Origin of the sequence: Planococcus circulans, assembly GCF_020023385.1 — a bacterium.
Classification (GTDB): Bacteria; Bacillota; Bacilli; order Bacillales_A; family Planococcaceae; genus Planococcus.
On the sequence record NZ_JAIQCL010000019.1, the window covers coordinates 1 to 24,539 of the forward strand.

Here is a 24,539-nt window from a genome sequence, read left to right on the forward strand (position 1 = left end):
GATTATGCACCGCTATACATTTTGGTCAGGCTTTGTCTACACTCTGACACAAAAGAGGTCCTCGCTATGAGGACCTCTTTTCTGTTTCTTATAGGTTGATGGGTGTGACTCCCTGAATTTCATCCAATTTCGCCAATTGTTCCAGGCTGCTTGATTCCGCAGGCTTATCAATCGATAACATCATAATGGCGTCTCCACCGACATTCGAGCGTCCAACCTGCATCGTCGCAATGTTGACGTTCTCCTGGCCGAGCAAAGTTCCGACACGTCCGATGACGCCTGGGCGGTCATTGTGGCGAACATACAGCAGATGGCCTTCCGGCACCACATCCACCAAATAATCATCCACTTTGACAATACGTGCACCTTGTCCATTCAACAGCGTTCCAGCGGCTTTTCTCGTGCCCTTTGCTGTTTTCACTTCCACAGTGATCAAGCTCGTAAACCCTTTCGATTCCGTAGTCTTTTGTTCGCTGACCACAATGCCTTTTTGATTGGCGATATACATGGCATTCACGTCGTTGACATGCTTGCCAAGATGGCGCTTCAACATGCCTTTCAGCATATTGCGCGTCAATGGACCCACTTCCATATTAGCCAAATCTCCAGCATAGCGGACCGTCACTTCTTCTGCAGCCGCACCACTTAAATCAGTTAAAAAGGCACCCAAACGCTCTGACAAATCAAAGTAAGGTTCGATTTTCTTCATGATTTCTTTCGGTACTGACGGCAGGTTCACTGAGTTCCGCACAGTTCCTGTTGTGAAGTAGCTGACCACGTCCATGCTGACATCCACAGCTACACTTTCCTGAGCTTCAAATGTGCTGGCGCCTAAATGAGGCGTTGCGATAATTTCCGGTAAATCCAATAGCCGGAAGTCAATCATCGGCTCCTGCTCAAAAACGTCAAGTGCAGCGCCGGCTACTTTACCTGATTTCACTGCGTCGAACAATGCATTTTCATCGATGATGCCGCCGCGTGCACAGTTGACGATCTGGACGCCGTCTTTCATGATTTCAAAGGCTTCTTTATTGATCAAATGCTTGGTTTCTTTTAGCAAAGGCGTATGGACAGTAACGAAATCCGCCACTTTCAGGACATCTTCCACTGATCCAAAATCCACACCCAGCTTTTCCGCTTTTTCAGCCGTCAAGAATGGATCATAGGCAATGACGTTCATCCGCTGCCCTTTTGCACGTGCTGCCACTTCCTGTCCGATTCGGCCAAAGCCGACAACTCCAAGCGTCTTGTTCTTCAATTCCACGCCGACATATGATTTACGATCCCATTTTTGATTGCGCAGAGCGTGAAACGCCTGTGGAATTTTGCGTGCCATAGACATCAGCATCGCCATCGTATGCTCAGCGGCTGAGTTGGTATTGCCGTCCGGCGCATTGACCACGATAATGCCATGTTCTGTAGCAGCTTCCAGATCGATATTGTCGACGCCGACACCTGCACGTCCGATAATCTTCAAGTTTGATGCTTTTTCAATCAATTCCCGTGTCACCTGGGTCTGGCTACGGACAAGCAGCGCATCAAACCCATCAATACGCTCTCCCAATTGTTCCGGAGTTAAGTTGGTTTCCATGACGATGTTTACGCCGTTCGCCTGGCGCAGGGGATAAATTCCCTCTTCGCTGAGTGGATCACTGATCAGTACGTGAAAAGTCATTTGGTTTTCTTCCCTTCTGTTAAAAAGACTTGCTGTGCAGCGGCAATTCCTTTACCGAGTTCGATTTCTTTTCCTACTTTGACCAATCCGATTTCCATTGCGGCAATTGCCTGCAGCATATCTGCCGGAGAACAATAGCCCATGTGGCCGATGCGGAAAATCTTTTTCGCTAGATGCTGTTGGCCGCCAGCCACTTCCAATGCAAATTCCTTCTTCATCACTTTACGGAATTCTTCCGCATCAAAGTCATCCGGTTTCACGGCTGTAACTGTCGGTGATGCATCTTTGTCAGAAGTCAGTAGCGGAATGCCCAATGCTTTAAATGCGGCACGGGTCATATCCTTCATCAAGTGATGTCTTGCGTATACGGCTTCCAACCCTTCTTCCTCCAGCAACTGGAGTACTTGCTGCAATCCGAATAAAATCGACAGGGCCGGAGTAAACGGCGTTGTGTCTTTTAGAATATTGTCTCTGTGTTTTTTAAGGTCCAGGTAAAAACGTGGCTGGGGGTTCGCTTCGATCTTCTTCCATGCACGGTCACTTGCCGCTACGAATGATAGGCCTGCCGGAAGCATAAAGGCTTTTTGTGAACCGGTGACTACAACATCGATTCCCCATTTATCCATTTGGGTTTCCGTTCCCGCTACACAAGATACACCATCTACAATGACAAGCGCCTCGGATACTTCTTTGACAGCTGCTGCCAATTCCTTGATCGGGTTCAGTACGCCAGTGGAAGTTTCACAGAAGGTGGAGAAGACCACCTTGATTTCAGGATGTTCCACAAGGAAATTCTTTACCGCTTCCGGATCGACCGCAAGACCCCATTCCACTTCGAATACGTGGGTTTGAATACCATATGCTTTACAAATTTTCGCAAAACGATCACCGAATGCACCGGTTACGAGAACCAAAACTTCTTCGCCAGGAGCAACTGTATTAACCACTGCGGTTTCCAGCCCCGCAGTCCCACTCCCCGTCAAAATGACAACTTCCTGCTTGGTTCCAAAAACGCGTTTCAATCTTGGTCTGATGTCACTGATCATTTCGGATGTACTCTGTCCACGGTGGCCGATCATCGGTTGTGCCATTGCACGTTGGACACTCGGTGGAATTGGCGTTGGTCCTGGGATTCGTAAAATTTGTTGGTCAGTCAGCATAATGATTTCATTCCCCTCTCGATTTCCCCGCATTTGCGGGCAGTGATTGTGTAAAGACGACAAAAAAGACTCTCCGCCCTTACATAAAGATGCAAGGGGCGAAGAGTCTTCCATTTCGCGGTACCACCCTAATTCACCGTCAAAAAAACTGACAGTCTCATTGGTTCACATGCGTAACGGACATGAAGCGGATGGACCTACTGGGTTATTCAATCCATCTATTCAGAAGTGCTGCCAAATGCCGAAACCACTGATTTTCACCAACCATCAGCTCTCTTGAGATTTCCCTGCATAAAGCGTATCTCCATCAACATAGTTAATCTGTATATTTGAATTGACTCCATCATATACAGCCTAAAATGCGTTGTCAATATATAAAAAATATTTAGACTTCTTTGCAAACGTTTCCATCTTTCACAAACCCAGAAGCCCCATGGCTCTAATAAAAACGAAAAAATATTTTCATAATTCGGTGAAGTAGACCAATTCAGGCTCATTTCCGGAAAAGAACATATTTTTGTTATAATGATTATGAATTTATTTCAAAGGAGGAATTGACATGGCAATTAACTCTTCTGTCACTAACTACTTATCGAGCAACAGAGACCACTTCGAATCAATCAGCCAATACGTTTGGGAACATCCTGAAACGCGCTACGAAGAATTTGAGTCCGCTGCTTTCTTAGCTGATGAACTGGAGAAAGAGGGATTTTCAGTCGAACGCGGAGTAGCCGGCATTGAAACCGCATTTGTGGCAACTTATGGAGAAGGAAAGCCGGTCATCGGATTTCTAGGTGAATTCGACGCCCTCTCCGGCCTCAGCCAAAAAGCGAACTCTACACAGCAAGAGCCCTTGGTACCAGGTGGCATCGGCCACGGTTGCGGCCACAACCTGCTCGGCACCGGCTCACTTGCAGCGGCATATGCCGTTAAAGCTTATCTCACTGAAAATAAGATCAACGGAACCGTGAAATTTTACGGCTGTCCCGCTGAAGAAGGCGGCTCCGGCAAAACCTTCATGGTACGTGAAGGCGCCTTCAATGGCTTGGATGTCGCTTTGACCTGGCACCCTTCATATGCCAATTCCATCATGAGCTTATCGAGCCTCGCCAATTATCAAGTCTATTTCCGTTTCAAAGGAGTGGCTTCGCACGCAGCAAATTCGCCGCATTTAGGACGCAGTGCTCTGGATGCGGTAGAGCTGATGAATGTCGGCGTCAATTACTTGCGCGAACATGTCGTCCAGGAAGCACGGATGCATTACGCCATCACCAACAGTGGCGGATTTTCACCAAATGTTGTCCAGTCGGAAGCGGAAGTTCTGTATTTAATCCGTGCGCCGAAAGTGGCACAAGTCGATGAAATCTACAAACGCGTCTGCAAAATCGCGGAAGGTTCTGCATTGATGACAGAAACCGATATGACGATTGTCTTCGATAAAGCCTGCTCCAACTATGAACCGAACCGGACATTGGAGGCGATTCTAAATAAGAAATTGCAGGAAGCCGGAGCAGTCGAGCCAACGGCAGAAGAAAAGGAATTCGCTGCAGGAATCTGGCAGACTTTATCTGAAGGAGAAAAAAATAATTTTCTCGCCGGCATGAAAACTTTCGGCTACAGCGGAGACGGCAGCGAGTTCGAAGGCAAATATCTTGCAGACGTAATTTCCGAGTATGTTCCTTCGGATGAAGTGATGGCAGGGTCCACCGATGTTTCGGATGTCAGTTGGATTGTTCCCACTGCTCAAGTGACAACGGCCACATCAGCCATCGGTACGCCTCTTCACACATGGCAGATGGTGACGCAAGGCATCAGTTCATTTGCACACAGCGGCATGCTCTTGTCCTCTGAAGTCATGGCGAATACCGCCATCCATTTGTTCAATAATCCCAAAGACCTTCAGGCGATCAAAGCCGAACACGAAGCGAAGCGCGCGAAAGAGCCTTATACCTGTCCGATTCCGGAAGGGGTTCAGCCCTCTGCTTTGAAATAACGGAAGAAATAAACATTCTTAAGACGCAAAAAAGACGCCAGAAAATTTTCTGGCGTCTTTTTCTTCTGGCCATTAATAAGAGCGAGGCATCTTCAGCACATTCTGGCCGAGATAAGCCAAAATCATATTGTTGCTGACGGGTGCCACTTGGTACATCCGGGTCTCCCTGAATTTCCGCTCGACATCATACTCATCGACGAATCCATAGCCGCCGAATGTATCCAGGCAGACATTGGCCGCCTGCCAGCTTGCTTCACTCGACAGGAATTTCGCCAAGTTGGCCTGTTCTCCGAATTTCTCATTTTCGTCAAATCTTTTTGCCGCTTCGTAGCGCATCAAGTCCGCTGCTTTGATCGCTGCATAAGCCCGGGCTATCGGAAACTGGATGCCTTGATTTTCTCCGATCTTCCGGTTGAAGACTACCCGTTCATTGGCATAGCTGGTGGCTTTGTCGATGAAGAAATAACCGTCGCCAATCGCTTCCGCTGCCAATAAGGTCCGCTCTGCGTTCATGCCGTCCAATACATAACGGAACCCTTTGCCTTCTTCCCCGATCAGGCATTCGGCCGGAATCTCCATATCCTTGTACCAAACTTGATTGGTTGCGTAATTGAACATGGCCCGAACCGGTTCCACTACCAAGGATTCGGGCTGCTGTTCGCGGATGATCCGCAGATCGACGAGGAACAGGCTAAGTCCTTCAGCCCTCTTTTCCCCTACATCCGCAAGCGGCGTCGTGCGTGCCAGCACCATCAGCAAATCTGATTGCAGCAATCGGCTGGTCCAATTTTTATGGCCGTTGACCCGATAGCCAGCTGCTGTTTTTTCAGCGAAGGTTTCGATTGCGGTGGTATTGGAGCCGGCTTTCTCTTCTGTCACCGAGAACGCCTGGAAGCGGATCGAGCCATCTGCGATGCCGGGCAGATACTGTTGTTTCTGCTCTTCACTGCCATGCTTCAATAAGGCGCCCATCGTATACATCTGAGCGTGGCATCCGGCGGCGTGGCCCCCCGAGCGGTTAATCTCTTCCAGAATGATGGTCGCTTCTGTCATGCCGTATCCTTTGCCGCCATACTGTTCAGGAATCAATGCGGAAAGATAGCCGCTTTTCGTCAACGCATCCACAAATTTATAAGGGTATTCCCGCTCAAGATCCAGCTTTCTCCAATAGGAATTCGGGAATTCCGAACACAGTTTCCGCACTTCCTGCCGTAATTGTTCTCTTTCCTGCTGCGTTAATTTCGCCATTTCCATTTTCCCCTTTCGAATGCTGCCTTTTCATTGTGTGGTCAACTTTTTTATTTGCTGCTCAGAAAATCCAAACTCCGACAAAATGGAATGCGTATGTTCCCCGACTGCCGGAATCGGATTCATGACAGTATCGACTTCATCTGAAGTGACCGGCGGGATAAGCGCCTTCAATTTCCCCACTGGCGAATCCACTTCCCGCCAGCGGTCGCGTGCCGCTAATTGCGGGTGGTCGACCAGTTCGTTCATAGTATTGAGGCGTGCATTGGCGATCCGAGACTGTTCCAGCCGTTCGATGGCCTGGCCGGAATCCATTCCTTGAAATACGTCTTCAATGATAGTTTTCAGTGCTGTTTTATTGACCACCCGCTGGGAATTGCTGTTGAACAAAGGGTCAACCGCCAGCTCAGGGTTATCCAAAACAGTTTCACAGAATTCAACCCATTCCCGTTCATTTTGGATCCCCATAAAGACCATTTTGCCATCTCCGGCTTCAAACGGGCCATACGGATAAATCGTGGCATGGCTTGCCCCGGTTCGCTGTGGTTCGTTGTCCCCGTACGCGGAGTAGTAGAGCGGATAACCCATCCATTCCGCCAGCGCTTCCAGCATGGACACTTCAATAATCGCGCCTTTGCCTGTTTTATAGCGTGAAATGATGGCGGTCAACACCCCGGTATAGGCATACATTCCTGCCGCAATATCGGCAATGGAAATTCCGGCTTTGGACGGAGTATCTTCTGTCCCGGTTACAGAAACCAGCCCTGCTTCGCATTGGATCAGCAAGTCATACGCTTTTTTATTGGTATACGGGCCGAAGGTGCCATAACCCGAAATGGAGCAGATGATCAGCTTCGGATACTTTGCCTTCAATTCCTCGGCGCTGAATCCAAGGCGATCCACTGCGCCGGGTGCCAGATTATGAAGAAACACGTCGGCCTCTTCCAATAATTTATACAAAACCTCTTTGGCCTCTTCCTGCTTAAGATCCAGCGCCAACGACTCTTTGGAACGATTGATCCAAACAAAATGGCTGGCCATCCCTTTCACCGTCTTATCATAATTCCGGGCAAAATCGCCCACTCCCGGCCGTTCCACTTTAATGACCCGCGCACCCAAATCGGCCAATTGCCTGGTCGCAAAAGGCGCTGCAACAGCCTGCTCCAAAGAAACGACGGTTATGCCTTCCAATGGCAACATATGAATTCCTCCTTGTTGATTCGATTGATGAACAGAAAATCCATCTTTTCAAACTGGGCAACATTAAATCAACCCAATCCAATTCCACCAAGTTGCGGCGACCAGAACAGTTGCCGCCATTGAAATGACAGTAGCGTATAAACCAGGCTTCAAAAAATCTTTCTGTGAAATCATTCCGGTGCTGTGGGCAATCAGGTTCGGCATGGATTCAACAATCAGGACAAATCCGAAAAGACAGGTCAAGCCTGTTGTAAAAGCAATGGCCAGGGGATCGATTCCCGCATTTTGGGCTACACTGATGACAATCGGCACCAGGACAACAACGGCAGTGGCAACATTGGAAATCATTTTATGAAAAATTTGAGCCAAGACAATGACGATTACTACGGCAGAAAACGGATTTTGAATAAGCTGCATGAACCAACCGACACTCAAGTATTGGCTGATGGTGGTTGCGGCTCCTGAATCCACAAATGTATAGCCCATCGATAAGGTGACGCTGATCAACAAAACGGTATTGTAGTTGATGCGGACGACAGGCTCCCATGCAGCGACGCCGATAATGGGCAATGTCATCAACACCACACCGGCTAGAGCGGGAACGCTCGGATGCAGACCATGAAGAGGCTCAGTCAGCCAAAAAATCACAATCGTCAACAGAATAGCCAAACAACGGATTTCCCGCGCATTGACAGGTCCTAATTCTTTCAGCTTCCCTGTCATTTCTTCTTTGATTGCCGGAAAATAGCTCTGCTCTTCCGGCAATGGAAAAACTTTCAACAGCATGAGCCATATTGCCGGAATCAATATCAGCCAGATCGGGAAAGTGTAATAGAACCACTCGAAATACGTGATATTGATTCCCGCAAAACGATTGAGCAATTCCACCGTCAAAATATTGCCGATTGCCGCAGTCATGACAGATGTTCCGCTGATGATGCCGCCGAAAGCGACACCGAGCATAATCATTTTCCGCAAATTCCCGCCTGGCTCGGCATGGGTCGTTTCAATGATCATGGTTGAAACCGGTAGAATCAGGGCAGACCGGACAGCAGTGGAAGGAATAAAAAATGCTTGAATCTGCTGGATGATGATGATGCTGCCGAGCAAGCCAGCTGAGCGGCCGCCCCACTTTTTCAGGATGGTGTAGCTCATCCGTTTGATCAAGGCCGTTTCATTGACCGCTGTGGCAAGCATCATGCCTCCGACGATCAAATAAGTTGCCGGTGACGCAAATCCGCTGAAGATAACCGACGAATCCGCAATACCGAATAGCAGCATCAACAATAGAATGATCAAGGCCGTCAACCCGATCGGGATCGGTTCCAATGACCATAGGATAATCCCGAGCGTAATGATGCTGGTCATCACTTTAGCGGCGTAGGAAAATTCATCTGGCAATAAAAAATAGACAGCAAGGAAACCCAAAACAGCTATGCCTATAAACAGGAGCGTCCTCCTGCTTTCCGCCGGATTGCTTTTCATGCTTCCTTACCTCCTTTTTCACAGCCGAGCAGGTTCCGTATTTTTTTAATCCGCGTAACAGATCCATCCGCCAAAATGGTTGGTCTTAAAGAAGTTGGCGACCCGGTGGAACCCTGAGTCCTTCAGCAATTGACGAATTTGAGCTTCAGAAATCGAGGATTCCGTTAAAGTTCCTTTCATCAATTCCTCCACTTTTTGCTCTGGCAGATTGGTCATGTCCAGCCAGTAGTTTTTCCATAAAGCGACCAGCTCTTTAAATTCGGGATCGTCTGGATCTCCGAATTTACTGACCAATACGAAAGGCGCGCCTGAATCCAAATGACTTCTTACTTTCATCAGCAGCGCCCTTTTCTCTTCTATCTCTGGAACAAAGTGGAGGACCAGGATGCAGGTCGCGCCATCAAAGCGCTTTTCTGTCGGTACATCCATTACGGTCCCGTTCACCCATTCGATGCGGTCTTCGATTCCGGCATGCGCCGCTTTGGCTTTCGCTGCTTCCAACATGGCTTTTGCCGGATCGACCGCCGTAAATCGCCAGCCTTGGTTCGGAACACCAAAAGTTTTCAATTCATTGCCACCGCCACAGCCGACCACCAATACTTCTGCCTGCTCGTTAAGTGCATTGCGAAGAAAGGTTTGTGACAAGCGCAGCATCGGATCGTAAGTCGGCAATGTCCGTCTCACCCCTTTGTCATATTCAGTCGCAATGTCCTGATTGAATTCCATTTTGCCTGCCACGTTTTTACCTCCCCCTTACTTTTTATCCTTACTTGCCGATTGTCAGCAACAATTCATACAAATTGGCCTTTTCTTCAAAGCCGATTCCCGGCACTTCCGGGAGCCGGACATAGCCGTCCTCCACTGCGTAGCGATCCGCAAATCCGCCGAAAGGTTCGAAGACGCCTGGATAAGATTCATTGCCGTGAAGCTCCAGACCTGCTGCAATATTGAGTGACAATTGGTGGCCGCCATGCGGGATGCAGCGGCGCGAAGACCAGCCATGGTCTTTCAGCATATCGAGGATCCGCAAATACTCCACCAACCCGTAGCTGAGGGCGCAGTCGAATTGCAGAAAATCTTTTTCCGGGTCCATCCCTCCGTACCGGATTAAATTGGTGGCATCCTGAAGTGAAAACAGGTTTTCGCCAGTTGCCAAGGCATGCGGATAACGCTTGGAAAGCTCTGCCTGTAAATGATAATCCAATGGGTCTCCTGCTTCTTCGTACCAAATCAGTTCATAGTCTTTTACTTTTTCACCAAACTCAATGGCATAGTCCAAATCGAAGCGGCCATTGGCATCAACCATCAAGCCGCTGCCTTTTGGCAAAATGTCCAGAACTGCCTCAATTCGCTGGAGGTCTTCATTCAATGACGCACCGCCAACTTTCATTTTCACGTCACGGTAGCCCAGATCCAAATAGCCTTTCATCTCGTCTTGAAGCTCAGTCAAGCCTTTATCAGGGAAATAATAGCCGCCCGCCGCATAAATATAGACCTTGTCATCCGTTTTCCCGGTTCCATAGCGGTCCGCCAACAGCTGGTACAAAGGCTTTTCCTCTATTTTTGCAACAGCATCCCAGACCGCCATGTCAATGACGCCCACCGCAACTGCGCGCTCGCCATGACCGCCCGGCTTTTCATTGGACATGATGATTTTATGTATTTTGTGGGGGTCCAAGTTGCCTCCATCAGCTGTCACAATGTCTTTCGGGTCCGCTTCCAGAAGCCGTGGGATAAAACGTTCTTCCAGTAAACAAGTGGGTGCATACCTTCCATTCGAATTAAATCCGTAACCCACTACGGGTTTCCCGTTTCTGACAACATCAGTGGTAATCGCCAGAGCCGAAGTGGTCATTTTGCTGAAATCTATATAAGCGTTGCGGATAGGACTGCTGATCGGTACTGTCTTAACATCGATTTTCACTATTTTCACGTTGCTCACCTCATCATTTTTAATGGGAAGATTGTTTAATAGTCTCTATTCTGCAAGATTCGTTTAGCTTTTTTATAGACTGGATAATCGACAAACTGTCCTTTGACTTCAATCGAAGCCTTGCCTGTTTTTTCAGCTTGTTCAAATGCTCCGACGATTTCTCTAGCCAAGGCAAGCTCTTCCTCTGAAGGCGAAAGCACTTGATGGACAACTCCCAATTGTTTCGGATGGATGACCAGTTTCGCCTTGAAACCCAACTGTTTGGCAAAAACCGTTTGCTTTTTCAGTCCATCTTCATCCGTTAAATCAGGATAGACCGCATCGATCGGCGAGCCGATTCCTGCTGCTTTTGAAGCGATCACCAATTGGGAACGGGCATATAATAATTCCAGCCCTTCAGGTGTAAGTTCACATTCGATATCCAAGGAAAAATCGATTGACCCGAAAGCCAGAGCCGAAACCAGTGAATCTGCGGATGCAATCGCATATGCGAACTGCACACCTTTAGCGCTTTCTATCAATGGAATCACCTCTACTGTTTTGTCCCCGGCGATACTCCGTATTCTATGGCAGACCTTTTGTATGTCCTGCTCACTTTCCGCTTTTGGAACCATAATTCCACCAGCTCTACTGCGGATCGCCACTTCTAAATCGGCTTCCCATAAATCGGTGTCAAGACTGTTGATGCGGACAACACCCCTGTTTTCGTGTTGATGCGTCTCCAACGCTTCTTTCATTACTTGCCGCGCTGCTTGCTTTTCCGAGACAGCCACAGCATCCTCTAAATCCAAGATGACAACATCAGCAATAGATGAGAACGCTTTCTTTATAATGGAAAGATCTCTAGCTGGAACAAATAAATAGGAGCGTGGTGTATTCATTGCACTCTCTCCAATCATTGGATATTGGATACAATATTAATTTAATTCTCATCTTACTAAATGATTGGGCTATTGTAAAATACTTTTCAGAAAATTTAGTTCTTTTAAAAAGACAGCAGTTGTCTTGTGCAGCACTCCGCGACAACTTACTGTTTTCTAAGATTAGCAATTATTTCATCGGTTACCTCGGAAGTGGAAGAGCTGCCGCCAATATCCGCCGTCTTGATGCCGGATTGCATAGAAGCTTCGATAGCCTCGAGCAACAATGTACCCATTTCCAGTTCTCCGAAATGGTCGAGCATCATTTTGGCTGTCCAGATCTGCCCGATGGGATTAGCGATCCCTCTGCCAAAAATATCCGGTGCTGAGCCATGAACCGGTTCGAACATGGATGGGTATTTGCCATTTAAATTGATATTTCCTGCCGGCGCTATTCCGATGCTGCCCATTATGGCAGCGCCTATATCGCTTAAAATATCACCGAACAAGTTGCTGGCTACTACTACATCCAGCGTCTGCGGCTTGGTGATGAAAAAAGCAGAGAGTGCATCAATGTGCTCGCTATTGGTTTGAATTTCTTCATAATTGGTTGCGACTTCTTTGAAGACTTCATCCCAAAACGGCATGGAGTGTACGATTCCATTGGATTTGGTGGCGCTCGTCACCCTTCCGTTCCGTTGTTTTGCCAATTCAAATGCATACTCGATGACACGGGAAACCCCTTTTTTGGTAAACACCGCATTTTGGATGACAATTTCATCTTCTCCGCTGTGGACTCTGCCGCCAATACTGCTGTATTCGCCTTCGCTGTTTTCACGGACAATCATGATGTCGAAGTCCCGCGGATTTGCTAAAGGCGAGACGATGCCTTTCAGCTGCTTGGCAGGCCGGATATTGATAACCTGCTCAAATTCCCGTCGGATTTTCAGCAGCAACCCTCCCAGTGAAATATGGTCAGCCACTAAGTCGGGGTCCCCGACAGCCCCCAGGAAAACCGCATCACTTTGTGCGATTTGGCTCAAGCCGTCCTCCGGCATCATTATTCCATGTTGGACATAATATTCCGAGCTCCATGGGTGGTGGATTGAGTTGAACTTTAATCCACCGTGGATTTCTGCTATCACATCCAGGACACGCAATGCCTCCGGAACCACCTCTTTTCCGATGCCATCTCCTGGAATAACCGCTAACTCGATTTGTTTCATACTGTCTGCCCCTCTCCCTTTATCAAACACTCAACAAATAAATCCCTTTATTCTTTCATCATTTCAATTAAGTTTTCTTTCGTTCTCAGAATATGCTTTTCGGTGATTCTCCTTAACTGGACTTCGTCTTTCTGTTTGACGTATTCCAGCATTAAGCGATGTTCTTCATGCGAATCCGCCAGATGGTTCGACAGCAGGCTTGGTGTATAGGGAGGAATTCCTTTCCATAAAGTTTCAATAAACCCCTGGATCCTTCTCCAAGGGCAGCTCTCCCTTAAAATCCGGTGAAACTCAGCGTTCAATTTCATAAAGATTTCAACATCGTTTTCATCGGCTTTCAGTTTGATCATTTCATCGTATAGATTTTGGAGTTCCTCAATTTCTTCATCGCCTAAATAAGGGAGCGACTTTACGACTGCCTGTCCTTCCAAGAGAGCTCTCAATTGATAGATTTCTTCAATATCCTCTGTGGAAATTGGCGTGACCACCGCGCCTCTTCTTGGCTCGATTCTGACCAACCCTTCCACTTCCAGCTGACGCAATGCTTCTCTAAGAGGCATCCGGCTGACGCCCAACTTTTGTGCCCATTCCTCCTGCATCAAACGCTCGCCCATTTTGAATTCGCCTTTGAGTATCAATTCCCTCAGTTTATTTGTTACTTTATATTGCAAAGTGGCTCTATCCTGCTCTGTTAATTTAAATTTTTCCATATGGCACCCCTTAAACACGTTCCCCTTTAACTGCAGGAAAGAATAATTGCATTTTATCATTAAAAACCACCTTCGAGTATTGGGTTGATCAGGACCCTTTGATTTCCACAGCGAACATGTCTTCGATATATTTCACAATGGCGGTATGGTCCTGATCACCGCCGCCCTGGGACCAGGCATGCTTCCAAAGTTGGAACGATGCACTGGAAATGAACATCGGCACTTTTTCTTCCTCCGCCATCGCCATCGCAATCTTCAGATCTTTGACCATCAGATCCAACGTAAAGCCAACTTCGAATTTCCGCGTCAGCACTTGATTGGGAAATTTGAAGTCACTGGAAAAGCTTCTGCCGGTGCTGGCGTTGATAACGTTCAGCATCTTTTCAGGATCAAGACCTAATTTGACGCCAAGTGCCATCGCTTCTCCCGTAGCTGCTAATGTTGTTGCGGAAATCATATTGTTCAACGCTTTTATGGTATGGCCCGCCCCTGCTTCGCCGACGTGAAAAATATTGGCTCCCATGCATTCAAGCAGCGGTTTTGCTCTTTCGAAGTCTGCTTCCTCGCCTCCGACCATGATGGACAAAGTGCCTTCTTCCGCTTTTTTGACCCCACCGCTCACGGGGGCATCAATCATCTTCAGATCTTTTTCTTTCAGCAAGGCACTCAGTTCTTTTGTTACTGAAGGAATGGACGTCGTCATTTCAATCAGCAGGCTGTCTGAATTCATGCCTTCCATCAACCCTTCCGGACCAGTCAACGTTTCTTTAACAATGAATACATTCGGCAAGACTGTCAGGATGTATGAATATTTTTCTGCTAAATCTGCGGGGCTTTCAGCTTCTTTTGCACCAAGCTCCACGAATTTTTGGACGAACTCTTTATTGACGTCAAAAACACCCACTTCGACTCCTTGCTCCAGCAGCCTTTTCACCATACGGCCGCCCATATTGCCCAACCCGATAATTCCTGCTTTCATCCATGTTGCCCCCTTTTTGGGTATCTTGTCGACTATCCTCATTGTTTGTATTTCGCAACGCCATCCTTATAAATATCACCGCCATGGATATCATTGATGACAAATACCGGAAAATCTTCAATGGTCAGTTTCCGGATAGCTTCTGTACCCAGATCTTCATAGGCGACCACTTCCGCTTTTTTGATTGAGCGGGCAATCAGCGCTGCAGCACCACCGACAGCACCGAAATAAACCGCTTTGTGTTGGAGCATGGAAGTGATGACCTCTTCACTTCGATATCCCTTGCCGATCATTCCCTTCAATCCTTTTTCAAGAAGAGCCGGCGTATACAGATCCATTCTGCCGCTCGTCGTCGGTCCCGCCGAACCGATCACTTCTCCAGGTTTTGCAGGAGTCGGCCCCGTGTAATACAAAACCTGGCCATCCAGCTCCACCGGAAGCGGTGTTCCATCTTTTTCCTGTTCCACCATTCGCTTATGGGCTGCGTCCCTTGCTGTATAGACGATACCGGAAAGCAATACGCGGTCTCCTGCTTTCAGCGATTCGATGTCTTCGTCTCGTAAAGGCAGGTTGATTTTCTTCTGCATGCACTTTCACCTCACTTCAGTTTAATCGTTTGGTGGCGGCTCGCATGGCAGTTCAAATTGACAGCCACCGGCAAAGCCGCAATATGGCAGGACTCGAGTTCCACTTTTACATCCAGTGCGGTCGTGCTGCCGCCCATTCCTTGCGGGCCGATGCCGAGGCGGTTGATTTGTTCCATCAATTCCAGCTCAAGCTCTGCAACTGCCGGATCTTCATGGCGCACCCCTAAAGGGCGGAACAATGATTTTTTCGCCAAAAAAGCGCAGCGTTCAAAATTTCCGCCGATTCCAATGCCGACCACCAGCGGCGGACAGGCATTCGGCCCTGCTTCTTTAACGATGGATAAAATATAATCCTTAACCCCTTCCATTCCATCAGATGGCTTGAGCATCTTCAATGCACTCATGTTTTCGGCCCCGCCGCCTTTAGCTGTCATATGGAGAGTCAGCTCTTCCCCTTCAAGCAAATCGATATGGACAATGGCTGGCGTATTGTTTCCAGTATTTTTTCGGTTCATCGGATTGTAGACCATGGAATTTCTTAAATAGCCTTCTCCATAACCTTTTTCCACCCCTTCATTGATGGCATCCACTAATCTTCCGCCAACAATATGGCAATCCTGGCCAACCTCGACCATAAACACTGCAGTCCCGGTATCCTGGCACATGGGCACCCTTTCGGCTTTGGCAATATCTGCGTTATCAATCAGCTGCGTCAACACTTCCTTGCCGGTTTCTGAACGTTCCGTCTGCAATGCCTGTTTAAATGCCGAGTAGACATCTTCTCCAAGATTGTAATTGGACTCCATGCACATGGCTTTTACTTCTTCCACAATAGTTTCGTAAGTAATCTCATTCACTTGTCTCCCTCCTTCCTTTTTGATGCACCACTGATATAAAAGGTACCCAGCGCTTTCGCGACTAATTTCCCCGAGACATCGTGAATCGAACATTCAGAAACGACCGTGCTTCTGCCTTGCCTTAAAATGAGGGGAGTCGCAATCAAACGGGAACCTTGCCCTTTTTCAATAAAATTCACTTTCAGTTCCAAAGTGAAGACTTTTTCACCTTCTGTTAAATTCTGCAGGATACTAAAACCGATGGCGACATCGGCCAGTGTATAAATGGAACCGCCCTGTGCCACACCATAAGTATTTTCGTTCTGAAACCCCAATGCCATCTCTGTCGTACCGTTCTGATTCTGCACCATCCCTAAAAAACGCCCCAAAAAATGCATGGGTACAGCATTTCCGGTTGAATCAGCCTGCGGCTCCTGCAAGAGCGACAATAAATAGGCAGCCTGCTCCAGTTCAATAGGATTGAAGGATTCCAATTGCTTTTGCAGTTTTGCGATTTCCAGTTTTTGCTCACTGTTCTGTTCCATAAAGACGCCCTCTTTGCATGAATTCTTTTTATCCTGCTTCCGGTTCAATCGCGGTAAAAACCGTTTTACAATGTATCCATCAGATCACCGACATTCTCTGCTGATTCTAAGTCCATCAAGCTCTCCGCTAATGCCTGCCGCTGTTCAGTAGGTAACTTCGTGGCCATTCCCATGAATTTTTCAAGCAGTTCTTCTGAAGTCACCGCATTTTCAGGGTCGCCTTTTGGAAAATCAGTTTGCTTGCTGATTTTCTCCCCATTCTTCAGCAGAACACTGACTGCAGCTCCCCACTGCTTCGGATAACCGTTATCAATTGCGGGATCCGTGTGGACATTGACTTTTTTCACCAGCGATCGAATATCTTCATCCCATAGCTTATCTCCATTGAAGTCATCCAGACTCGCACGGCCATTCAACAAGGCCAATGCCGAACAGAATTGGAGGCTGAATTTAGCAGCATATTCTGTCTGTGGATCAGGATCATCTGTAATCGTAAGCGCAACTTGATAGGAATCCACTTCCACCGATTCGATTTCGTCCAATGCGGGGTTCTGCTCCTTAAAGACATCGATCAGTAGATCGACAGCATGATGGGTATGGCGGCATGAAGCATGGATTTTAAAAGAATTCTCCAGAATCTTGAACTCCTGACCCAGGTTTTCCGTTATTCTTGAAGCATCATGTTCCTCACTCATCGCATTAAAAAAGCCCCGGTCGCCTTCAAGTATCTTTTTCGGTCCCGTAAATCCTTTTTTTGCCAATAAAGCGGCCATTGTTCCGTTCATTGCCGCTTTTCCAGTATGCAACTGCTTGGTCATCGCTCCATCGACGATGAATTCCCATAATCCCGCAGCCTGGGAACCTGCATTTCCTAAGGCGCTGACCATTTCATCTTCTGTTAAACCGAGCAGTTTTCCGGCCGCTGTTGTAGCACCAAAAGTGCCGCATGTAGCTGTATTGTGCCAGTAGTAATAATGAGAAGGCGATACCGCTTCCCCGATTCTAAAACAGACTTCATATCCCGCCACTACTGCCGTGATCAGTTCTTTTCCGCTAAGCTTCTTCCATTCCGCAACCGCAAGTGCCGCAGGAATAACGACCGTTGCCGCATGTACAATGGACCCTTTATGGATGTCATCAAGTTCCATTACATGACTTGCTGCTCCGTTCACTAAAGCCGCATGAACGGCACTGGATTTTCCTCCAGTGACCAGTTTCGCCTGTTCAAAGCCACCCATTTCATTGACTAAATCGCTGACCATTTGAACTGGGCTTTTATCCGACCCCGCAATCGCTGACCCAAAATAGTCAAGAATGCACAACTTCGTAAACTCTACGACTTCTTCCGGCAACTCATCGTATGAAAGTTCTAAGCTGTACCTCGCCAATTGTCTGCTTAACTCCATTTTAGGTTCTCCTTCCACTAATGCGCTACAGCATCAGCACTTTGTTATTTCCCTTGCCATTCCGGCTTCCGTTTTTCATTGAAGGCCAAAACACCCTCGAGGCGATCCGCTGAATTTGCACATTTATAATATTGATCAAGTTCAATCGACAGGGCCGTATTGATGTCCGTATGAAGGCCGGTAGAGATGGATTTTTTGATGGATTGCAGGGATAACGGCGCATTTCGCGCAATTTCCTTCGCCACTTCCAGCGTCTTCGGCATCAGCTCCTCTTTCGAAAAGACGCCATTTAGAATGCCGATATCCACTGCTTTAGCTGCATCCACCTGGTTTCCTCTAAACAACATCTCTTTTGCCAATCCGACTGGAATCGCACGCGGCAATAATTGCGTTCCGCCTACACCCGGGATGATGCCGAGTTTCACTTCAGGCAATCCCATCTTGGCGTGTTCCGCTGCATAGCGGAGGTCGCAGCTCAGCAGCATCTCCATGCCGCCGCCTAAAGCAAAGCCATTGACGGCTGCAATGACAGGAAACTTGAAGTTCCGCAGCAATTCATAAGCATCTTCAAAAATGTCATGCTGCTGTTTCCATTGTTCATTGGTCATCCCTTTCCGTTCCTTTAAATCCGCACCTGCACAAAAACTTTTTTCCCCTTTGGCAGTGAGCACCAGAACCCGCAATTCCTTTTCCTGCTCCAGTGATTTCAGGCAGTCAACCAGCTCGATGCCCATTTTCGTATTCAGCGAGTTCATCGCCTCCGGCCTATTCAATTCAATCACAAAGACGTTTTCATTACGGTGTTCGTCAATTAAGTTCAAGGTTTCCCAATTGGCCATGGTCGCATCCTCCAAATCATCTCTAAAAGTTCTATTTGTTTGCCGGAACTGGATATTTCCGGTCGTAGGGGCCTGCTTTCAGAACGTAGCTGGGTGTTTCGTGGCCAACATATTGTTGAAGCGTTCTTGAAGCTGCCATCAATTCTTCAAGTGACAGCCCGGTCTCGATTCCCATGCTGTGCAGCATGTGGACCACATCTTCTGTGCAGATATTCCCTGTCGCACCAGGGGCAAATGGGCAGCCGCCAAGACCGCCTAAAGAAGCATCAAAACTCGTGATGCCGGCCTGCATAGCCCCCAGCATATTGGCAAGCCCCATGCCTCTTGTATTATGGAAATGAAGATTGAACGATTGTTCCGGAAATTTGGTTGTCATCTCCGACACCAAATCGTAGACCTGCTGCGGATTCGCCATGCCGGTGGTATCTGCGAGCGTAATGGTCTCTACATTCAACGGCACCAATTGCTCGAGGATCCACTGGATTCTGTCCTTGCTCACTTCACCTTCAAACGGACAGCCGAAAGTCGTGGCAACCGATACATTCACTAACATTGCATGGTCTTCGCAATAAACAAGAATTTCTTTGAGATCGTGCAATGATTCTTCTGTACTTTTCTGCACATTTTGCTGGTTATGCGTATCGCTTGCCGAAAAGACAAAATTCAATCTTTCTACACCTTTTTCCTGTGCATTCTTTGCTCCCTTTAAATTCGGGATTAGGGCAATCAGTTCGAGTTGATTCGCTTCTTTTGAAATCAACTCAAATAGTTCCCCACTGTTTGCCATTTGCGGAACCAGCTTCGGATGGACGAAAGAACCGAATTCCACTGTTCGAAGATTGGCTTTCACCAATTGATCAAATAAGGCTTTTTTTTCGTCCACCGTCAGTACTTTGTCTTCCAACTGCAGTCCATCCCTTAATACCACTTCGTTTATCTTCACTTTTTTTGGCAGTTTCATTTTGATTCACCTCAGTCCCAAAATTGATTGGTATAATTTTCTTAATGGTGTATATTGTACAGAAACAAGAATCAGGCAGACTGCTTAATGAATGGAAGGAGAGAGTGTTATGGAGATTTTCAATATTTTCTTGAATATCATCGTCCCCATTCTCATTTTGATTGGACTTGGGGCATTTTTGCATTTGAAATTCCATTTTGATTTGAATACGCTGGCAAAAATCAATATTTATTATTTAGTGCCAGGATTAATTTTTATCCGTCTTTACGAAACTGATTTGGCTTTAGAAATGTTTTTTAAAGTATTGGTGTTTTTTATTTTTTTGTCTTTATTTTTGTATTTTGTATCCAAGTTAATCAGCAAGCTTCTCGGTTTCAGCAAAGGGCTCAGTATCGCCTTTTCACATAGTTCTTTGTTCTACAACTCAGGAAATTACGGCATTTCCGTTAATGACTTGGCATTTCGCCAGGATCCGATCGCTATGGCGGTCCAGGTATTGGTCCTTACTTTTCAAAACTTGCTGGTCTATTCCTACGGCATTATCAGCTTGCAGCGACTGGACAAGTCCAAGATTAAGGCTACCGTCCCTTATTTTAAAATGCCGGTGCTTTATGCGATGTTTTTCGGTCTCATACTGAATGCCTTTGACCTAACACTTCCGCAATTCTTGTACACACCAGGCTCTTATATTGCAGATGCCTTGATTGCATTGGCTCTTTTGACCCTTGGTGCGCAAGTCGTTCAACTGAATTTCACTAAGAATATGGTTACTGTTTACTTGAGCGTAGGTGTCAGGCTCATCATCAGTCCGCTTCTCGCCTTTATCATCATTCAATTTCTTAACGTCGACACCATCACAGCTCAAGCGATGTTCATCGCTTCCGCCGTTCCAAGTTCCGTAAATAGTGCCATCATTGCACAGGAATACGAAAATGAAACTGCATTTGCGGCTCAAGCTGTTCTTGCATCAACTATTTTCAGCGCTTTATCCGTAACTATCGTCATTTTCCTATCGCGGATCCTCTTTGTTTAAGAGGGACTGAATTATTGCTCTTTATCCATTTCATCAAATACTTCTTTTGCTGTCCGGAAGCTATCAATCGCCGCTGGTACACCGCAATAGATGGCGGCCTGCAGGAAAACCTCCTGAATTTCGTCTTTTGTTAAGCCGTTATTGATAGCTCCTCTGACATGCAGCTTCAATTCATGAGGCCGATTCAATGCCGTAATCATAGCGAGATTCAGCATGCTCCGTGTCTTTTTCGGCAAACCTGGCCGCGCCCAAATCTCTCCCCAGCAATACTCCGTCACCAATTCCTGCATCGGCATATTAAAGTCCGTCGCATTCTGGATCGATTTGTCCACATATTCTGCGCCCAGTACACTTCTTCGTATTTCCAATCCCTGCTCAAACTTCTCTTTGTTCATATTCCATTCTCCTATCTGTTAGTTATTTTTTCTTTTTCTGGATGCCAAGCGGTGAAAAATTCTGTATTCAATCAATGCTTATCTTTAGCCGGATATTAAACTGAAAAAAGCTGGCTATGGTGACAGCCAACTTTTTTCAGTTCTCTTCAAGTATTATTGGCCTGCTGCTTCACGCGCCGCTTCGTATACATCTGCGCCGATTTCATCTTCGAACTCATCGTAGATAGGCTCCAATGCTGTACGGAACTCTTCGATTTGTTCTGGTGTCAACTCGATGATTTCAACCAGCCCTCTTTCACGAATCAATTCGAGAGCTTCTTCGTTCAGACTTGTTGCTTCCTCACGTGCCACCGCTGTACCTTCATCCAAGCCAGCCTGCACTATCTCTTTTGTTTCATCATTCATGCTTTCCCAGAACTCTGTATTCGTGAAAACAGCATAATCTACACGCGTATGGTTCATGATTGTCATGTAATCTTGAACTTCATCAAATTTCTTGGATTCGATATTGCTGAATGTATTTTCCTGTCCCTCAACTACTCCTTGGTCCAACGCTGTGTAAAGTTCGCCGAACGGAATGGACTCAGAGCCCGCTCCCAAAGCAGAGTAGATAGCTTCCAATACTTGGCCGCCTTGTGTACGGAATTTCAGCCCCTGGAAATCATCCGGTGAATCGATTGGCCGTTCGTTGTTAGTGATATGCTTACCACCGTTCGGCCACATTGATAATCCAAGTACGCCATCGCTTTCCAGGCTCCCCAAAATCTCCTGGCCTTTTTCGCCATCCCAAAATGCAATCGCCTCTTCATCGTTATCAAACATAAAAGGAAGAGCCGGCACATTGAATTGCGGATTATTTCCGACAAACTTCGTCAAATCCGGTGCAATGAACTGAACATTATTCGAGGCCAGATTCTGGTATTCATCCTGATCTCCGAACAACGAACTATTTGGATAAATCTCTACTTCGATAGCGCCATCGGATTCTGTTTCAATATACTCTTTCATAGCTAAAGCACCTTGGTGTTTCGGTGTATTCTCAGCGACTACGTGAGAGAATTTGATCGTCATCTCCTGGACACCCTCTGCACCGCCTTCTCCACCGGTCGCTGCTTCATCACTGCCACATGCGGATAATACAAGTGCTGACATCAAAAGTGACGTGGATAGAATATACTTCTTCATCTAAAGAACCCCCCTATTGGTTTTTGGACCTGTGCCTACTTAAAACATTTTTGTAAGGGCTTTCATTTTGGAGCTGCACCTTCCTTTCTTTCAGCCCTGCTCTCCGTGTTATACAAAAAATTTTAAGCTGCTCTCCTTCAAATGAATTTTGGATACAACTCACAACAAAATTAGCATATAAAAAAATGATTGTAAAGATAAATTTGAATATTCAATTTTCATATACGCTAAAATTTTACTTCAATTAGTAAAAAATAACCTGTATTTATAAAGCAGAGAGGATTTTATTGACACTAATTACCCACTTAAACTTTTAGTCAATTCTAAATTTTCACTTGTTATTCGATAAAACTTGTATTATGATTTGACTAATTCTTTTCGTATCCAAAATACAAAATAGGTAAAGGAGGATTCAAATGAAATACTTGAATTATATTGAAAGCGCTTTCTCCATTGTCTTGTTCTTGTTTGGAATCGGCATCAGCCTCTACTCGGTCTTCATGCGCTATATTATGGGGAGCTCGCAAAGTTGGGCAACGGAAATCTATACCATGCTCTTAGTTTGGGCCATTTTCATCGGTTTCTCTTCCGCTTTAAAAGAAGATAAGCACATTGCGATCGATGTACTTTACGATCGATTCGGTCCTAAAATGCAGCATTTCTCCCAAGTGCTCACTTTGGTGGTCGGCGCAGCATTCAGTGTTTTCATTATTTGGACTGGAATGGACATGGTGACCACAGCTTACAGCCAAGATATCAAAACCATTGATGTCGGCTTCCCGATCTGGATCAATTACTTGATCATGCCAATTGCAGGAACCTTGCTGTTTATTCGTTTTTGTGAAAAAGCTTATCGATACTTTGTCAAGAAAGAAAATGTTACGGGCGGAGGAGATGCAGAATGGAAGCAGCAGTAATTGTAATCGTCTTACTTTTCGTATTTGCTTTCTTACGGGTGCCGATTGCCATCAGTTTGGCAGTATCGAGTATTGTCGGTCTCTACATGGTGGACTTTTCATTGAATACGGTGATTCAGAGAATGTTCACTGGAGTCAACAGCACCACTTTGATGGCGATTCCCGGATTTGTTTTCGCTGGATTGATCATGGCCAAAGGCGGAATATCCAAATACTTGATCGAATGCATCCGTTCCTGGGTGGGCCACACTAAAGGTGGCTTATCAGTGGTCACCATCATCACCTGCATGATTTTTGCTGCGATTTCAGGTTCAAGTCCAGCGACTGCTGCTGCGATCGGTGCCATTATGATTCCGATGATGGTCAAAGCAGGCTATGACAAAAGCTATTCAATGGGACTGGTCGCTGCCGCTGGTACATTGGGGATTCTGATTCCACCTTCAATCCCGTTAATTCTGTACGGTTCAGTTTCTGAACAATCCACAGGCAGATTATTTTCTGCCGGGATACTTCCTGGACTGTTACTTGGGCTAGCTTTAATCATTTATGCTGTTCTTGTAGCTTACCGGAAAAATTACGGTGGCTTGCCGAAGGTTCCTTTAAAAGACCGGTGGCGCCCTACACTGAAAGCTACTTGGGGTCTTATCATGCCGGTTCTTATCTTAGGCAGTATCTATACGGGGATTGTCACCCCGACAGAGGCCTCATTTGTAGCTGCATTATATGCCATTATCGTATCCATCGTTATCTATAGAGAAATGACCTGGTCTCAATTTATCGAAATTACCAAGGAGTCCATCAATACCACCTCGATGATTTTCCTGATTATTGCAGCTGCCCTGGTTTTCGGGATGTTCCTGACGACTGAACAGGTTCCACAAGATTTTGCCGCCTGGGTCAGTGACAGTGGCTTCAATAAATGGACATTCTTGCTGATCGTCAGTATCCTGTTCTTCGTTCTTGGAATGTTCCTGGAACCGACAGCCATCATTTTAATTACGCTGCCGATTTTGCTGCCGATCATTGGAGCATTGGAAATCGATGTCATCCACTTCGCCATCATCATGGTAGTCAATATGGAGTTGGGAATGATCACACCACCTGTTGGACTCAATCTCTTCGTTGTTAGCGGGATAACCGGTGAAAAGGTCGAACAGGTCATACGAGGTGTTGTCCCATTCTTTATGATCTTTATAATCGTTCTGATCCTGATTATCATCTTCCCTCAAATTTCCTTGTACCTAACCTGAATTTCATCAAGTATGGCTATCGAATAGGTATTGGCATAAAGAAAGACGGCAGGAAATACCTGCCGTCTCAGAGTATAGACAAAGCCTGACCAAAATGTATAGCAGTGCATAATCCC

The 24,539-nt window shown here is 46.5% G+C and carries 23 protein-coding genes and 1 other annotated feature; of the genes, 4 read left to right on the forward strand and 19 right to left on the reverse strand.

Features of this window, described 5'->3' with window-relative positions:
* Positions 1-88 precede the first annotated feature (88 nt).
* Positions 89-1,675, reverse strand: coding sequence for a phosphoglycerate dehydrogenase (gene serA / locus K8U60_RS18570; protein WP_223643534.1), 1,587 nt, complete (start codon positions 1,673-1,675; stop codon positions 89-91).
* On the reverse strand, positions 1,672-2,835 hold the full coding sequence (locus K8U60_RS18575) for a pyridoxal-phosphate-dependent aminotransferase family protein (RefSeq protein WP_223643536.1): 1,164 nt from the start codon (positions 2,833-2,835) through the stop codon (positions 1,672-1,674). The genes serA and K8U60_RS18575 overlap by 4 nt, the downstream gene beginning before the upstream one ends.
* 91 nt (positions 2,836-2,926) lie before the next feature.
* Positions 2,927-3,155, reverse strand: a binding site (T-box leader).
* Between the two features lie 239 nt (positions 3,156-3,394).
* On the opposite strand from K8U60_RS18575, the gene K8U60_RS18580 reads away from it, so the two are divergent.
* Complete coding sequence (locus K8U60_RS18580; protein ID WP_223643538.1) at positions 3,395-4,828, forward strand: M20 family metallopeptidase; 1,434 nt, start codon at positions 3,395-3,397, stop codon at positions 4,826-4,828.
* Between the two features lie 72 nt (positions 4,829-4,900).
* On the opposite strand, the gene K8U60_RS18585 is transcribed toward K8U60_RS18580, so the two are convergent.
* From K8U60_RS18585 to K8U60_RS18655, 15 genes are all read right to left on the reverse strand, one after another.
* On the reverse strand, positions 4,901-6,076 hold the full coding sequence (locus tag K8U60_RS18585) for an acyl-CoA dehydrogenase family protein (protein WP_223643540.1): 1,176 nt from the start codon (positions 6,074-6,076) through the stop codon (positions 4,901-4,903).
* A 30-nt stretch (positions 6,077-6,106) separates the two neighbouring features.
* Positions 6,107-7,276 (reverse strand): CaiB/BaiF CoA transferase family protein, encoded by a 1,170-nt coding sequence (locus K8U60_RS18590; protein ID WP_223643542.1) that lies wholly within the window; start codon positions 7,274-7,276, stop codon positions 6,107-6,109.
* Between the two features lie 63 nt (positions 7,277-7,339).
* Entirely contained in the window at positions 7,340-8,761 is a 1,422-nt protein-coding gene (locus K8U60_RS18595; RefSeq protein WP_223643544.1) for an SLC13 family permease, read from the reverse strand.
* Between the two features lie 45 nt (positions 8,762-8,806).
* Entirely contained in the window at positions 8,807-9,499 is a 693-nt protein-coding gene (locus tag K8U60_RS18600) for a class I SAM-dependent methyltransferase (RefSeq protein ID WP_223643546.1), read from the reverse strand.
* Between the two features lie 28 nt (positions 9,500-9,527).
* Positions 9,528-10,694 carry a mandelate racemase/muconate lactonizing enzyme family protein gene (locus K8U60_RS18605; protein ID WP_317851938.1) on the reverse strand — a complete coding sequence of 389 codons (1,167 nt, stop codon included), beginning with the start codon at positions 10,692-10,694 and terminating at the stop codon, positions 9,528-9,530.
* A gap of 35 nt (positions 10,695-10,729) precedes the next feature.
* On the reverse strand, positions 10,730-11,575 hold the full coding sequence (locus K8U60_RS18610) for an HpcH/HpaI aldolase/citrate lyase family protein (RefSeq protein WP_223643550.1): 846 nt from the start codon (positions 11,573-11,575) through the stop codon (positions 10,730-10,732).
* A 146-nt stretch (positions 11,576-11,721) separates the two neighbouring features.
* The gene (locus tag K8U60_RS18615; protein WP_223643552.1) at positions 11,722-12,780 is read right to left on the reverse strand and encodes a tartrate dehydrogenase; all 1,059 of its coding nucleotides are present in this window, start codon (positions 12,778-12,780) and stop codon (positions 11,722-11,724) included.
* Between the two features lie 47 nt (positions 12,781-12,827).
* A complete protein-coding gene (locus tag K8U60_RS18620) occupies positions 12,828-13,490 on the reverse strand; it encodes a GntR family transcriptional regulator (protein ID WP_223643554.1) in 663 nt (220 codons plus the stop codon).
* Positions 13,491-13,578: 88 nt separating this feature from the next.
* On the reverse strand, positions 13,579-14,469 hold the full coding sequence (locus tag K8U60_RS18625; RefSeq protein WP_223643556.1) for an NAD(P)-dependent oxidoreductase: 891 nt from the start codon (positions 14,467-14,469) through the stop codon (positions 13,579-13,581).
* A 38-nt stretch (positions 14,470-14,507) separates the two neighbouring features.
* A complete protein-coding gene (locus K8U60_RS18630) occupies positions 14,508-15,056 on the reverse strand; it encodes a Fe-S-containing hydro-lyase (protein WP_223643558.1) in 549 nt (182 codons plus the stop codon).
* A gap of 11 nt (positions 15,057-15,067) precedes the next feature.
* A complete protein-coding gene (locus K8U60_RS18635; RefSeq protein WP_223643561.1) occupies positions 15,068-15,913 on the reverse strand; it encodes a fumarate hydratase in 846 nt (281 codons plus the stop codon).
* On the reverse strand, positions 15,910-16,437 hold the full coding sequence (locus K8U60_RS18640; protein ID WP_223643563.1) for a PaaI family thioesterase: 528 nt from the start codon (positions 16,435-16,437) through the stop codon (positions 15,910-15,912). The genes K8U60_RS18635 and K8U60_RS18640 overlap by 4 nt, the downstream gene beginning before the upstream one ends.
* Positions 16,438-16,502: 65 nt before the next feature.
* Positions 16,503-17,843, reverse strand: coding sequence for an MmgE/PrpD family protein (locus K8U60_RS18645; protein WP_223643565.1), 1,341 nt, complete (start codon positions 17,841-17,843; stop codon positions 16,503-16,505).
* Positions 17,844-17,887: 44 nt separating this feature from the next.
* Complete coding sequence (locus tag K8U60_RS18650) at positions 17,888-18,682, reverse strand: enoyl-CoA hydratase/isomerase family protein (protein ID WP_223643567.1); 795 nt, start codon at positions 18,680-18,682, stop codon at positions 17,888-17,890.
* Between the two features lie 31 nt (positions 18,683-18,713).
* On the reverse strand, positions 18,714-19,643 hold the full coding sequence (locus tag K8U60_RS18655) for a hydroxymethylglutaryl-CoA lyase (protein ID WP_223643569.1): 930 nt from the start codon (positions 19,641-19,643) through the stop codon (positions 18,714-18,716).
* Between the two features lie 109 nt (positions 19,644-19,752).
* Here K8U60_RS18655 and K8U60_RS18660 point away from each other — a divergent pair, with 109 nt between their 5' ends.
* Positions 19,753-20,676: an AEC family transporter gene (locus tag K8U60_RS18660; RefSeq protein ID WP_223643571.1), complete on the forward strand. Its 924-nt coding sequence runs from the start codon at positions 19,753-19,755 to the stop codon at positions 20,674-20,676.
* 11 nt (positions 20,677-20,687) lie between these two features.
* On the opposite strand, the gene pcaC is transcribed toward K8U60_RS18660, so the two are convergent.
* Positions 20,688-21,071 (reverse strand): 4-carboxymuconolactone decarboxylase, encoded by a 384-nt coding sequence (pcaC, locus tag K8U60_RS18665; RefSeq protein ID WP_223643573.1) that lies wholly within the window; start codon positions 21,069-21,071, stop codon positions 20,688-20,690.
* Between the two features lie 153 nt (positions 21,072-21,224).
* Positions 21,225-22,256 carry a DctP family TRAP transporter solute-binding subunit gene (locus K8U60_RS18670; protein WP_223643574.1) on the reverse strand — a complete coding sequence of 344 codons (1,032 nt, stop codon included), beginning with the start codon at positions 22,254-22,256 and terminating at the stop codon, positions 21,225-21,227.
* A 416-nt stretch (positions 22,257-22,672) separates the two neighbouring features.
* Between K8U60_RS18670 and K8U60_RS18675 the strand changes: the two genes are divergently transcribed.
* Together K8U60_RS18675 and K8U60_RS18680 are read left to right on the forward strand one after the other, a co-directional pair.
* Positions 22,673-23,173, forward strand: a complete 501-nt coding sequence (locus K8U60_RS18675) for a TRAP transporter small permease (RefSeq protein WP_223643575.1) — start codon at positions 22,673-22,675, stop codon at positions 23,171-23,173.
* A complete protein-coding gene (locus K8U60_RS18680) occupies positions 23,158-24,423 on the forward strand; it encodes a TRAP transporter large permease (protein WP_223643577.1) in 1,266 nt (421 codons plus the stop codon). The genes K8U60_RS18675 and K8U60_RS18680 overlap by 16 nt, the downstream gene beginning before the upstream one ends.
* The last annotated feature ends 116 nt before the right edge of the window (positions 24,424-24,539 follow it).